Origin of the sequence: Brevibacterium salitolerans (assembly GCF_039531405.1) — a bacterium.
GTDB lineage: Bacteria > Actinomycetota > Actinomycetes > Actinomycetales > Brevibacteriaceae > Brevibacterium > Brevibacterium salitolerans.
The window spans coordinates 334,043-347,130 of the sequence record NZ_BAAAPZ010000017.1; the positions used below are offsets into that span (position 1 = coordinate 334,043).

The following is a 13,088-nucleotide window of genomic DNA, read 5'->3' on the forward strand; positions in this document are numbered from 1 at the left end:
GCGGCTACCGGTCGAACCGACTAAGAGCGAAGGCCGGGAGTCTCGCCGCCTCACCCGAGAGCACCTGAGCAGCGTGCTCGCCGAGCGCGCAGCACATCTTGAAGCCCTTGCCGGAGAAGCCAGTGGCCGCGAAGATCCGCGTGTGCCGATCCGCCCAGTCGAGAATGAAGCCTCTGTCCGCGGAGTAGAGGTCCGGATACACGGCCGAGCGCACAGGTACGGGGTGTAGACCCGCGAACGAGGCGGCGACCGCCGCCTCACAGGTGCGCAGTTCCTCCTGCTTCGGTCCCTGCCCGTAGTCATAGCCGCCAGCCTCGAACTCAAGCGGCTGATGGGAGACGATCCCCGATACCTTCACATGCCGTCCGTCCAGGGCTGGAGCACCGTACATGTGATGGTCTCCGGTCTCGCGAGTGAAGACGGGGAAGGACCTCGGCGCATAGGCAACAGGTTCCTGCGCCTGGAACCAGGTCATGAGCAGGCGCCGAGGCTCGGTGTGGCGGCGCACGGCCTCCAAGAGCATGCCGGACCGAGCTCCAGCCGCGACGACGACCTTCTCGACCTGCCAGGTGCCCGCCGCAGTCACCACCTGCGCCCCTGCCTCTGTCGACTCGACCGAGAGCACCTGTTCCTCCACCACTTCCGCGCCCGCGGTGCGGGCGTCCTCGACCGCTTGCCTGACGACGACGTCCGTGCGCACGAATCCGCCGGAAAGGTCGAGGAAGCCGATCTCACTCGGGCCGCAGAGATGCTGTGGATATTCCCGTCTGAGCTCATCCCCGTCGAGCCTGCGGTAGGGGATGCCGAAACGCTCCCCGTACCTCGACAGCGTGTCCGCGGCCTCACTTGCGGCCTCCACAATGCTCAGCGCCCCACACTGGACGAACGAGTCCGGGCTGGTCCGGTTCGCGTCCCCCCAGAGCTCCAGGGCACGTTCGAGGAGGTCGTGGTATTCAGGCCCCTCGAGGTAGAGACGCCGGTAGAGGCGGGTGTCGCCGCCTACCGCGGACCGGTCGTTGGCCACGCCACCGGCCTCGATACCCACGACGCTGTGGCCGGCCCGCGCCAGGGAGCGCAGAGCGAAGGAACCGGCGGAGCCCAGCCCCACTACGGCGTATGTCACGTGTCCGCTCATCGCTCTCACGCCCTTCGCAGCTCGGAGAAGAACTTCCTGGCGCGCTCGCTCTGCGCGTGCTCGACCACCCGGACGGGCGGGCCCTCCTCTACGATCACTCCCCCGTCCATGAAGACGACGCGATCGGCGACGTCAAGGGCGAACTGCACCTGGTGCGTGACGACGAGCATCGTCATGCCCTCCGCAGCCAGCTGCTTGATGACGCTGAGGACCTCGCCCACCAGCTCGGGATCCAAGGCTGAAGTCGGCTCATCGAAGAGCATGATCCGCGGTTGCATCGCGAGAGCCCGTGCGATCGCCACCCGCTGCTGTTGGCCGCCGGAGAGCTGAGAGGGATAGAACTCGGCCCTGTCTGAGAGCCCCACCCGCTTCAGCTGGGCACGCGCAGCTTCGGCCGCCTCCACCTTTGGCATGCGGCGGACCTGCACCGGCGCTTCCATGACGTTCTCGAGCGCGGTCATGTGTGGGAAGAGATTGAAGCGCTGGAACACCATGCCGATCTCGCGGCGAGACTCCGCGAGCCTCTCCGGCGATGTCACCCGGAGCGTGCCGGGCGCAACCTCCTCATAGCCCACCCGCTTGCCGAAGACGAGCACATCCCCAGTGGTGACGACCTCGAGCTGGTTGATGCAGCGCAGGAGGGTCGACTTGCCGGAGCCCGAGGGCCCGAGCAGGCAGACGACTTCCCCCTCTCGTACGTCGAAGCTGATGTCGGTGAGAACCTCATTGTTCCCGAACCGTTTGGAGACATGGGTGATGTCCACCGCGTTGCCACTCATCGGTTCACTCTCCTCACTTGGATGTGACGACATGCGTACTCCGGCTGAAGTACCGCTCAACCCGCCCCTGGACAAGGGTGAGCACCGTGACCATCACCAGGTACCAGATGGAGGCGACAAGCAGCAGCGGGATCACCTGGTAGTTGGACGAGTAGATGATCTGTGCGGAGTAGAGCAGGTCGTTGAGCGCGATGACGCTCACCAGCGATGTGGTCTTGAGCATCGAAATGACCTGGTTCCCCGTGGGCGGGACGATCACCCGCATCGCCTGCGGGAGGATGATCCGCCGCATGATCTGCCCGGGCCTCATGGCCAGCGCCTCGGCGGCCTCGGTCTGACCCCGGTCGATCGAGAGGATGCCGGAGCGGATGATCTCCGCCATATAAGCCGATTCGTGGAGTGCGAGCGCGAGGAACCCTGCCATGAACGGGCTGATGAGCTCGTTCGCGTTGAGCTCCAGGAAGGCCCCGGTTCCCGGCACCCCGATGCCCAGCGTGGGGAACAGCGCCGCGAGGTTGAACCAGAACAGCAGTTGCACCAGCAGCGGAATCCCTCGGAACAGCCAGATGTAGCCCTCAGCGACGACGTGCAGCTGAGTGGCCTTGGACAGCTTCATGAGGGCCAGTACCGTCCCGATCACGGTGCCCGCGACCATGGAGAGCACCGTGAGGAGGAGGGTGTTGGCAATGCCCACGAAGATGTTGGGATCGAAGAGGAAGCCGCCCACTGTCGCCCAGCGGAAGTTGGGATTGGTCGCGACGACCGCGGTGAGGACCACCACCAGCGCGAGCACCCCATAGCCGAAGATCCGTGTTCCGGTCTTCCTGGGCGGGAGAATCTCCGTGGTCACGGTCGCTTGGGCATCACTGCTCATCTCTCCACCTTCGCTTCGTCGATGCCGAGTTCGCGCATCCCGTACTTGTCCAGCAGCCTCTCGTAGACCCCGTTGTCCATGAGCTCCTGCACCGCAGCCGACATCGCCTCGGCCATGCCCGTATCCTTGGGCACGCCGATCCCTACATTGGAGCCCTCGGTCATCCGCGCCCCCTCCTCGATCCGGGGCTCCTGCGCCGAGGCGAAGGCCAGCACGGGCCCGTCCATCGATGTCGCATCGACCCGACCACTCAGCAGGGCGAGCGCGGCCTTCTGCTGGTCAGGAAAGGCAGAGACGTCCACCGGCGGGAGCCCCTCGGAGCGGCACTCCTCGGAGAGGTCTGGGAGCACCTTCGTCATCTGGAATGACCCGGTCGCCACACCCACTGTCTTCCCGCAGAGACGCTCGGGATCCACCCCTGCCGGGTTGCCCGCGAGGACTCCCAGCCCGGTCGAGGAGAAGTAGTACTGCACGAAGTCCAGCACTTCGAGCCGCTCCGGTTCGATGCTCATATTGGAGAACGTGGTCTCGTAGCGACCGGCCTCGATGCCGGGGATGATCTGGTCGAGGGTCACGGCGTGGATGTCCACCTCCAGGCCCAGCACTGCCCCCACCTGTCGAGCGAGGTCGGGATTGAACCCTTCGACCTCGCCAGTTGCCGTGTCAGGAACGTTGAGGGGTGCCATTCCGTCACTCGTCACCACAGTGAGGGCACCATCCTCGGCGACGTCCTCGGGCACCATCTGTGCGATCGCGGCGATTTCGCCCGTGAGCGGGACATCGTCACCCACGGCGAGCGCGCCCGTGGTCTCCGTCTTCACGGGAGTGCAGCCGGCGACCGCGCACATGAGAGCGGCGACCGCGATCGCGGTTCCGGCGGCTCGGCGCATCAGACAACACCGCCCTTCTGCCTGACGACGACCCAGTGGATCCGCGCCGGGGAGTCCGAGGTGTTGGAGAACTCGTGTTCGACCTCCGAGGGGAAGTGGATGCTGTCTCCCGCTTCCAACACGGCGGAGGAATGGTCGAGTCGCACCGTAACCTCGCCTTCCAAGACGTAGATCAGTTCCGAGCAGCCCGGGTGTCTGTTGTCTCCTCCCGTGGACCCGCCAGGACGGAGGTCGACCTCGTAGATGTCGACGGCCTGCCCGGTCTCCTTGAGGATGGCCTTCTTCGTAACGCACTCATCAGCACGCAGGACCTCCCGCTCTCTACCCCTCACCGGAGTGAGAGGGGGCGGCTCGGGGGCGAAGAGGTCCCCGACCGTGATCCCGAGCGCCCTGCAGAGGCCGCTGATAGTGGCCACCGAGGCATTGGCCTTGCCACTCTCAATGCCGCTGAGATGCCCCACGCTGATCTCCGCTTCCCTCGCCAGCTCGCGCATGGAGCGGCGCTGCATGAGACGCGCGGTGCGCAGCCGGGCACCGAGCAGATCGACACCGGTGTCTGATCGCATAGACAGTCCTTCACGTAGTGCTCGGCCTGCCGAACACAAGGGAGAAAGTGTTCATTCAACCTAGACTGTGATTTCCATCACCGTCAAGACCCACCGACAGACGCGTGCCGCGTCATCACCTCGGCAGTCTCAGAATCGGCGCCACCGCGCACTTCGCAGCACCGTCATGTATAAACTTCCGGAACTATGCATGAAACTACGGACAAGCCGTCCAGCAAGCGCGGCGGGACGGGCTTCCTGTCCAAGCCGAGGATCCCGCACACCTACGCCCTCATCTTCTCCGTCGTGGTGCTGGTGGGCATCGCCTCGTACCTCATCCCCTCCGGCGCCTTCGAGCGCATCGAGCAGGACGGCCGCGAGATGGTCGTGCCGGGCTCCTTCACCACGGTGGAGAAGACCCACATCGGCTTCTTCGACATCTTCACCGCCGTTCCCCGCGGACTCGCGGAGGCCTCACAGATCGTCTTCTACATCTTCCTCGTGGGCGGCGCCTTCGGCATCATCAAGGCGACCGGAGCCATCGACGCCGGGATCAATGCGCTGGTCAGGCGGATCGGCCGCAGCGAGCGCCTCATCATCCCGCTCGTCATGCTCACCTTCTCCGTGCTCGGCTTCACGGTGGGCCTCTCCGAGGAGTGCATCATCTTCGTGCCCATCGGAGTGGGCATCGCCCTCTCGCTGGGATACGACGCGATCGTCGGAACGGCGATGGTCTCGATGGGGGCCGCGGCCGGCTTCATCGGCGGCATGATGAACCCGTTCACCGTGGGCATCGCCCAGGGGATCGCGGAAGTTCCCCTGTTCTCCGGCCTCTGGTTCCGCGCCGCGGTGTATGTCGTCATCCTCGCCGTGGGCATCTTCTATGTCATGCGCTACGCGGACAAGGTCAAGCGCGACCCGCGCAACTCGATCCTCTACGGGCGGATCGGCGGGCCCGGATCCACCGCCTACGCCGTCAGCGAGGAGATCCCGGAGCTCACCCCGCGCCGCGCAGTCGTCCTGATCGCACTCGCCGGCGGAATCGTCGTGAACATGGTGGGCGTCTTCCAGTGGGGCTGGTTCCTCGACGAACTCGCCGCCAGCTTCTTCGTGGTGGGCCTGCTCTGCGGCCTCATCGGCGGTATGGGCGTGAACGGTTCGTTCGCCGGCCTCGTCGACGGCATGCGGGAGGTGGTCTTCGGTGCGCTGATCGTGGGATTCGCCCGGGCGATCCTCGTCGTCATGCAGGACGGCCAGACCCTCGACACGATCATCAACGCCATCGCGGAGGGGATCTCGCACTGGCCTTCCGTGCTCACCGTGCTGGGCATGTTCGTCTTCCAGTCGATCCTGAACTTCTTCATCCCCTCCGGCAGCGGCATGGCCGCCACGACCATGCCGCTCATGGTGCCGCTCTCGGACCTCCTGGGCATCGACCGGCAGGTCGCTGTCCTGGCCTACCAGTACGGCGACGCGATCACGAACTCGATCATCCCCACCTCCGGTGCGCTCATGGGCTACCTCGCCGTCGCCCGCATCCCCTACGAGCTGTGGGTGAAGTTCATCTGGCGGCTCATCATCCTCTGGAGCGTCATCGCCGCCGTCGCCCTGGTGATCGGCGCGACCTTCGGCGTGCCCGCCTGAGGAGAGCCTCCCTCAGCCGCAGACGGAAGCGGCGCAGAGTCCGGTTCTCTGCGCCGCTTCGTGCTGATCAGCCCGGCCCGGCGAGCCCGGCCCGGCGAGCCCGCCCCGCAGACCTCAGCCCACCGTCGCCGCAGCCTCGGCGAGCCCGCGTCTGCGCATGAGCTCCGCCTCCTTGCGCCGCACCGGCCCCGCGCAGCTCACGGCCACGAGCGAGAGCACGGCGAGCCCGATGAGATAGGCGGCGATCGGCCACCATGCGCCTTCGAACTCCGAGAGCATCCAGGTGGCGATGAGCGGTGCGGTCCCGCCGAACACCGCCGCGCCGATCTGGTACCCCAGCGTCACGCCGGTGTAGCGGACGCGAGTGCTGAAGATCTCCGAGGTGAAGGTACCCAGCGTCGCGGTGACCGGCGGCCAGACGATCCCGAGGCCGATCACGACCGCCGCGTAGATCGCCCAGTCCATCCGCAGGTCGAGGAGGAGGAAGAACGGCACCGCGAAGACACCCACCAGTACGGTGCCGCCGAGGAACATGGCCTGGCGTCCGGTCCTGTCCGAGAGCCGCCCCATGAGCAGGATGACGATCGTGCTGACGAAGGCTCCCGCGCTCACCGCATTGAGCGCCGTCGACCGCTCGAAGTCCAGGATGCCGGTGGCATAGCTGACGACGAAGGTCGCGAAGACGTAGAACGGGCCGGTCTCCACGACCTTGGCACCCACTGCCACGAGGACGGAGCGCCAGTGGTCCCGCAGGGTGTCCTTGATGGGCAGCTTCGAGACGTTGCCGGAGGCCTGGTTCTCCCGGAACGCCGGCGTGTCCGCCAGGCCGTTGCGGATCCAGAGCCCCACGATCACGAGGATGATGCTCGCGAGGAAGGGCAGGCGCCATCCCCATGCCTCGAACTGTCCGTCCGGCAGCGAGCTCACCAGCGAGAAGGCGAGGGTGGAGAGCAGCATGCCGATGGTGATGCCGGTCTGCGGCACGGAGCCGAAGAACCCGCGACGATGCTCCGGCGCGTACTCGAAAGCCAGCAGGAGCGCACCGCCCCACTCACCGCCGATCGCCATGCCCTGGATGATGCGGCAGAGGATGAGCAGCAGCGGCGCGAGGATGCCGACCTGGTCGTAGGTGGGCAGCAGGCCGATCGCCACGGTGGCCCCGCCCATGAGCGAGAGCGTGATGACGAGGGTCTTCTTCCTGCCGATCCGGTCGCCGATGTGCGAGAAGATCACTCCGCCCACGGGCCGGATGAAGAAGGTGAGGGAGAGCGTGAGGTAGGCGAGCATCTGCGAGATCAGAGGATCGTCGGAGGGGAAGAACTGCTTGTCGAAGATGATCGCCGCGGCGGTGGCGTAGAGGAAGAAGTCGAACCACTCGATCGCGCTGCCGCTGAGGCTGCCGATCAGCACCCTCCTGTTGGTCGCCGGCGAGTTCGCCGCCGGTGCCTGCTGGGTCATCGGGTCTCCCGTATTCGCCTGGATCGCTCCAGTGGTGTGGCTGGTCAGCGTTCGATAGTGGCAAACCTCACGCATGTTGTCCAGCCGGTTCACAGTCCGCACCAAGGCAGCATGGAGGTCGAGCTCCGCAGCCCACCCCTCCGCATGGCGGGCAGCCGAGAGCAATCCGGTCAGAGCTGACTATTCTGGCTTCCGTGGAGATCATCGGCATAGGACTCGTCATCCTCGCGGCCTCGTGCCTGCAGGGCGCCATCGGCTTCGGCCTCGGCATGATGGCCGCTCCCGTCCTCGCGATCATCCGGCCGGACCTCCTCCCCGCCACGCTCATCCTGCTGACGGTGGCGCTGTCCGTCGCGATGTTCCTGCGCGAGCGCACGAGCGTGGACTGGCGGATCGTGATGTGGGCGCTCATCGGGCGGATTCCGGGTGTGGTGCTGGGCGCGCTGGCCGTCGCGTTCCTGCCCAGCGCCGCGCTCTCACTCATCCTGGCAGCAGCGGTTCTGGGCGGCGTGGCCTTCAGCCTGGTCGGCTGGAAGCCCGCGCCCACCACGGGAAACGTGATGATCGCAGGAGCGGCCTCCGGACTCTTCGGCACCTCCACGAGCATCGGCGGACCGCCCATCGCCCTGGTGATGCGCAGCCTCGCGCCCTCGCAGATCCGCGCGACGATCAACGCCTACTTCACCTTCGGCACCGCGATGTCGCTGACCGGTCTGGCCCTGGGCGGCGCGCTCACGCTCCACCACGTCCTCGCCGCCGCCTGGCTGGCCCCCTTCATGGTCGTGGGCCTCCTGCTGTCCTCACTCGTGATCACGCGCATCAGCAGCAGAGCGCTCTTCCTCATCGGTGTGATCGCGTCCGTGCTGGGCGCGGCCATCGTGATCGTGCAGGCGGTGGGGGCGCTCACCGCCGGCTGAGCGCCCCCATCACAGGCATGCCTCAGCCGGCCAGCTCCGCCGCGTCCTCGCGCAGCCTGTGCTTGAGCATCTTGCCGGAGGGATTGCGCGGCAGCGCTTCCCGCAGCACCACCTCAAGCGGGATCTTGTACCGGGCCAGCCGCGGCTCCAGGAACGTGCGCAGTGATTCCGCAGTCACCTCGGCCCCCTCCACCGGGGTGATGAACGCGACGAGCTGCTGGCCCCACTCCGGGTCCGGCCTGCCCACCACGGCGACGTCCGCAACCTCCGGGTGGAGCGCGATCGCCTCCTCGACCTCGAGTGAGAAGACGTTCTCCCCGCCCACGATCACCACGTCCTTCATCCGGTCCACCACGTACAGGTAACCGTCCTCGTCCACCCGCGCGATGTCCCCGGTCTTGTACCAGCGCCCCTCGAACGCGGCGGCGGTGGCCTCCGGATTGCCCAGGTACTCCTTCATGGTGGTGTCCGCGAGGAACCAGATCTCCCCGGACTCCCCCGGATCTGCGTCCTCCCCTGCGGCGGTGACCACGCGCATCTGCACGCCCAGCATCGCGGCACGGCCGATGCTGCCGGGCTTGCGCAGCTGCTCCTCCGGCCTGAGCACGGAGCCGCTGGGCCCGGTCTCGGACATCCCGAAGAGCTGGTAGTGCCCGCCCGGCTGATAGCTGCTGACGATCTTCTCCGTCGCCGCTGCGTCGATGGGCGCGCCGCCGAACGTCCAGCGCCGCACGGTCGAGAAGTCGAAGTCCGCGAAGTCCCGCCCCGCCGCCTGGCAGGCGCGGAAGGGCGCCAGGTACGCCACCGTGGGGCCGAAGAAGGTCGTGATCGACTCCTGCGCGATCATCTCCAGCGAGCCGATGGGGTGGTACTCCCGCTGCAGGACCACGGTGCCGCCCATGAAGAGGACCGGCAGCGTGCAGACGTTGAGCGGTGCTGAGTGCCAGATGGGCATCGCCACGAGGATGCGCTCGTCGCTCTCGTAGCCCAGGTTCAGGGAGAGCTGAGTGGCGAGCTGCACCAGCGTGCGGTGGAGGTGCACGCACCCCTTGGGCGCACTCGTGGTACCCGAGGTGTAGAGGACCTGGGCGGGTGCCTCGTCATCGTCGTGGGTCTCCTCCCACGGCTCCGCCTCCGCGATGAGTGCGGAGAGCTCGGCGGTGGTGAGCCATCCGATGTCCGGTCCGCCCTTCCGGGCGATCTCCGCCAGCTCCCCGCTCACCACTCCCAGCACTGTGCCCGAATGCCGCACGGTGTACTCCACCTCCGGCGCCTGCATCTTGTGGTTCACCGGCACGAACGTGGCACCCAGGATCCAGGAGCCGAAGGCGGTGAGCAGGAACTCCGGCTCGTTGAAGGACATCGCCGCCACGGTGTCCCCGGGCTTCACGCCGCGGTCCGCGAGCACACGGGCGGCCTTCTCCGCGTCCTCCAGCAGCGCGCGGTAGGTCCACCGTCGCTCACCGCTGACCAGTGCTTCTCCCTCCGGAACGCGCCTCACGGTCGTCCGCAGCATCGTGCTGAGCTTCATTGCCCACTCCCTGTGCTAGGTGTCACAATGCGTCTATTGAACCACGATTCAATTCTTGCCGGAAAGGAGCGCAGCACCCTGTACAGATCCACCCCGCGCACGCGGCAGAACGCGGCGGACCGCGCCGCCTCCATCGCGGAGGCCGCCCGCGCGCTCCTCACGGAATCCGGCTTCGCAAGCGCGACGGTGAAGTCCGTCGCCGCCCGTGCCGGCTGCTCCCCCGGCTTGCTCTACACGTACTTCCCGGACCGGGCAGCGCTCCTGCGCGGCGCCTTCGCCCACGCCGCGGGGCACGAGCTCGCGGCCGTGACCCGCGCGCTGGAGGAGGCGGAGACCGTCGCCGAGGCCGCCTCGGGCCTCGTCTCCACCTTCATCTCCCGCGCACTGGCCGGCGCACGCCTGGCCGACGCCCTCCTCTTCGAGGCCCTGCCCGCGGACGTCGAGACCGAGCGGCTCTCCTTCCGCACCAGCTATGCCGCGGCGATCGCCGCCCGTCTGCAGGCCGGCGTGGACGCCGGCGAGATCCCGGAGCAGGACACCGGCCTCACGGCACGCGCGCTGTCCGGGGCCCTGAGCGGCTGCCTGCAGGAGCCCATCCACGATTCCGGACGCAGCGAGTTCAGCGAGGCGGAGGCCGCAGCGCTCATCGCGGACATGACCGTCTTCACCCATCGAGCCATAGGAGTCTCACCATGACCACGCACACCGTAGAGAACCAGGCGGCACCGCGCACGGAGGTCGACGAATTCGCCGCGAACACCGCACTCGTCGAGGCCGTGCGCACGTACGCGCCCGCGGCAGATCTCGCAGAGCTCTCACGGATCGGCATGCTCGTGGGCAGCGCTTCGTTCCAGCACGACGCCGCCCTCGTCCACGAGAGCACGCCCCGGCACTCCAGCCACGACCGCTGGGGCCACCGCGTGGACCATGTGGAGTTCCACCCCGGCTACCATCGGATCATCGGCGAGGCGCTCGCAGCGGGTGCCCACTCCGCCGCCTGGCAGGCCACCGGGCCCGGTGCGAACGCGGAACGCGCGGCGCGATTCATGCTGTTCAGCCAGGTGGAGCCGGGGCACGGCTGCCCGGTGTCGATGACGCATTCGGCCGTCGCCACCCTGCAGGGCACCCCGCACGCGGACTTCTGGGTGCCGCGCCTGCTCTCCCGGGAGTACGACCCCCGCCTCGTCGACGCCGCGGAGAAGGACGCCGTGACCTTCGGCATGGCGATGACGGAGAAGCAGGGCGGCTCCGACGTCCGGGCCAACACCACCCGCGCTGTGCCGTACGAGGGCGCCCCACAGGGATTCGGCGGCGTCACGGAGGGGCACTTCCTGCTCACGGGCCACAAGTGGTTCTGCTCCGCGCCGCAGTCGGACGCCTTCCTCGTGCTCGCACAGCTGGAGGAAGGGGTCAGCTGCTTCCTGGTGCCCCGGATCCTGCCCGGCGGAGAACGCAATCCGCTCTGCATCCAGCGCCTCAAGGACAAGCTGGGCAACAAGTCCAACGCCTCGAGCGAGATCGAGCTGGACGCCGCGCACGGCTGGCTCGTGGGAGAGCCAGGCCGCGGCGTGCGCACCATCATCGAGATGGTCAGCCGGACGCGCCTGGACTGCATCCTCGGCTCCGCGGCGGGAATGCGGCAGGCCGTCGCGGAGGCCGCCTGGCACGTCTCGCACCGCTCCGCGTTCGGCGCGCGGCTCATCGACCAGCCGCTCATGCGCGCTGTCATCGCAGACCTCCAGCTCGAGGCCGAGGCCGCCACCTGGACCGCACTCCACATCGCCTCGGCGCACGACGCCGTGGGCGCGGGCGCACACGCAGGTCAGGACACCGCCTCCGGCACACGCGCTCCCGCGGGCACCGGCGCCACCGCAGAATCCGGTGACGCCGCGGAGTTCCGCCGGATCGCCACTGCCGTCGCCAAGTACTGGGTGTGCAAGCGCGGGCCAGAGCACGCCTACGAGGCGCTCGAGTGCCTGGGCGGCAACGGCTACACGGAGTCCTTCCCGCTGGCCATGCGCTACCGGGAGCAGCCTGTGATGGCGGTCTGGGAGGGCTCCGGCAATGTCATCGTCCTCGACGTCATCCGCGCGCTCTCCCGCAGCCCGCAGAGTGCCAAGGCGTTCCTCGCCTACCTGGAGTCCGGGCTGGGGCGGTACGCGGACTTCGATGCGGCCTACGAACGCCTCGCCGCTGATCTCACCCGGGCCGCGACGGTGATCGAGGGCGGGGACGCGGGTGCGATGGCACAGCTCCAGCAGGGCGGCCGCGTGCTTGTGGAACGGATGGCGCTGCTCCTGCAGGCCGCCGTGCTGCAGGAGTCCGCGCCCGAGGCCGTGGCCGAGTCGTTCGTGCTCGCGCGCCTGGGCGCGGACCGGGGCCGCGAGTACGGCGCACTGCCTCCCGGCGTGGCGATCGACCTGCTGGTGGAGCGCTCCACGGGCACCTCACTCAGGTGAGAGGTGCGCTGTGCGGAGTGGACTGCGGTCCGGCGAAGGTACGGTGCCGGGCGAACCAGGCCGAGGCGCGCGGCAGGAACGCACACACCACGCTCGCGGTGCCGAGCAGCAGGAAGCAGGTCATGAGGATCGGACTGAGGGGTGTGACCAGGAAGAACGCCAGCACCAGCGCGGCGAGCGCGATCCAGCGCGCGCGGCCTCGGCCGGCGAGGACCCGCCACGCGTAGAGCGCGAAGGCGGCGATCACCACGACGCCCATCGTGATGCCCACTGCCAGAATCACCTGGGCGAGCCCGGAGGAGACCTCGCCGGCGGTGGTGAGCGCCTCGGCCTCCGTCGTGCTCCCCGCGCTCTGCAGCAGGAATCCGAGCATGCGCAGCGTCCGTCCGCTCGTGGTCGCCATCATGATGATCGCCGCGACCACGAACAGCGGCGCGACGAGCCCCAGGATTGCAGCAGCACGCACCTCCCACGGGCGCAGCGGCCGGCCCTGTGCGTCGACGGGTACGGAGCTCGCGGCCCGGTACGCCTCCTGGCTCCGCTCCCAGGCCGCGGTGGAATGCGCGGCGGCGGTGTCGACGACCTGCTGTCCGCGTGCGGCCGCCGCTGAGGAGTGCTCGGCCGCTCTGGTGAAGACCGCATCCGCCGCCGAGGCCCCCGAGTCCGTCCAGCGACGGGCACGGTCCGCGGCGTTCTCGCGGATCGCGTCTCGCTGCTGCCAGCCCTCCCGCGCTGCGCCGGCGGCCTTTGCGGCAGCGCCCTGCAGGTGCTGCGCGCCCCCGGCGGCGGCTGTCCGGCCGCGATCCACCAGTGCTGCGCCGCGCTCACGCCACCCACCGGAGGCCGACGGCTGTGC

Annotated in this window: 12 protein-coding genes; 4 read left to right on the forward strand and 8 right to left on the reverse strand. The window is 68.2% G+C overall.

Translation table 11 applies throughout. From position 1 onward, the window contains the following. Positions 1-4: 4 nt before the first annotated feature. Genes ABD240_RS14705 through ABD240_RS14725 form a run of 5 tightly spaced genes read right to left on the reverse strand, consistent with a single transcriptional unit; the run spans position 5 to position 4,244 of the window. Complete coding sequence (locus ABD240_RS14705; protein ID WP_344338076.1) at positions 5-1,123, reverse strand: FAD-dependent oxidoreductase; 1,119 nt, start codon at positions 1,121-1,123, stop codon at positions 5-7. A 17-nt stretch (positions 1,124-1,140) separates the two neighbouring features. Further along, complete coding sequence (locus tag ABD240_RS14710) at positions 1,141-1,914, reverse strand: amino acid ABC transporter ATP-binding protein (protein ID WP_291795821.1); 774 nt, start codon at positions 1,912-1,914, stop codon at positions 1,141-1,143. 13 nt (positions 1,915-1,927) lie between these two features. Continuing rightward, positions 1,928-2,788 carry an amino acid ABC transporter permease gene (locus tag ABD240_RS14715; RefSeq protein ID WP_291795817.1) on the reverse strand — a complete coding sequence of 287 codons (861 nt, stop codon included), beginning with the start codon at positions 2,786-2,788 and terminating at the stop codon, positions 1,928-1,930. Then, the gene (locus tag ABD240_RS14720) at positions 2,785-3,678 is read right to left on the reverse strand and encodes an ABC transporter substrate-binding protein (protein ID WP_291795814.1); all 894 of its coding nucleotides are present in this window, start codon (positions 3,676-3,678) and stop codon (positions 2,785-2,787) included. Before ABD240_RS14720 ends, ABD240_RS14715 begins: the two co-directional genes overlap by 4 nt. Further along, positions 3,678-4,244 carry a helix-turn-helix domain-containing protein gene (locus ABD240_RS14725; protein WP_291795812.1) on the reverse strand — a complete coding sequence of 189 codons (567 nt, stop codon included), beginning with the start codon at positions 4,242-4,244 and terminating at the stop codon, positions 3,678-3,680. The genes ABD240_RS14720 and ABD240_RS14725 overlap by 1 nt, the downstream gene beginning before the upstream one ends. Before the next feature lie 186 nt (positions 4,245-4,430). On the opposite strand from ABD240_RS14725, the gene ABD240_RS14730 reads away from it, so the two are divergent. Further along, complete coding sequence (locus tag ABD240_RS14730; RefSeq protein WP_344338081.1) at positions 4,431-5,867, forward strand: YfcC family protein; 1,437 nt, start codon at positions 4,431-4,433, stop codon at positions 5,865-5,867. Positions 5,868-5,981: 114 nt separating this feature from the next. Here ABD240_RS14730 and ABD240_RS14735 read toward each other — a convergent pair whose 3' ends face one another. Then, positions 5,982-7,325, reverse strand: coding sequence for an MFS transporter (locus tag ABD240_RS14735; RefSeq protein WP_344338082.1), 1,344 nt, complete (start codon positions 7,323-7,325; stop codon positions 5,982-5,984). Between the two features lie 194 nt (positions 7,326-7,519). Here ABD240_RS14735 and ABD240_RS14740 point away from each other — a divergent pair, with 194 nt between their 5' ends. Then, entirely contained in the window at positions 7,520-8,242 is a 723-nt protein-coding gene (locus tag ABD240_RS14740) for a sulfite exporter TauE/SafE family protein (protein ID WP_344338083.1), read from the forward strand. A 22-nt stretch (positions 8,243-8,264) separates the two neighbouring features. On the opposite strand, the gene ABD240_RS14745 is transcribed toward ABD240_RS14740, so the two are convergent. Beyond that, complete coding sequence (locus ABD240_RS14745; protein ID WP_344338084.1) at positions 8,265-9,773, reverse strand: class I adenylate-forming enzyme family protein; 1,509 nt, start codon at positions 9,771-9,773, stop codon at positions 8,265-8,267. A gap of 27 nt (positions 9,774-9,800) precedes the next feature. On the opposite strand from ABD240_RS14745, the gene ABD240_RS14750 reads away from it, so the two are divergent. Then, positions 9,801-10,469 (forward strand): TetR/AcrR family transcriptional regulator, encoded by a 669-nt coding sequence (locus ABD240_RS14750; protein ID WP_344338086.1) that lies wholly within the window; start codon positions 9,801-9,803, stop codon positions 10,467-10,469. Continuing rightward, positions 10,466-12,232, forward strand: coding sequence for an acyl-CoA dehydrogenase family protein (locus ABD240_RS14755; RefSeq protein WP_291795794.1), 1,767 nt, complete (start codon positions 10,466-10,468; stop codon positions 12,230-12,232). The genes ABD240_RS14750 and ABD240_RS14755 overlap by 4 nt, the downstream gene beginning before the upstream one ends. Here ABD240_RS14755 and ABD240_RS14760 read toward each other — a convergent pair. Next, a complete protein-coding gene (locus ABD240_RS14760) occupies positions 12,225-13,040 on the reverse strand; it encodes a hypothetical protein (protein ID WP_291795791.1) in 816 nt (271 codons plus the stop codon). The two genes, ABD240_RS14755 and ABD240_RS14760, sit on opposite strands and share 8 nt — an antisense overlap. Between the last annotated feature and the right edge of the window lie 48 nt (positions 13,041-13,088).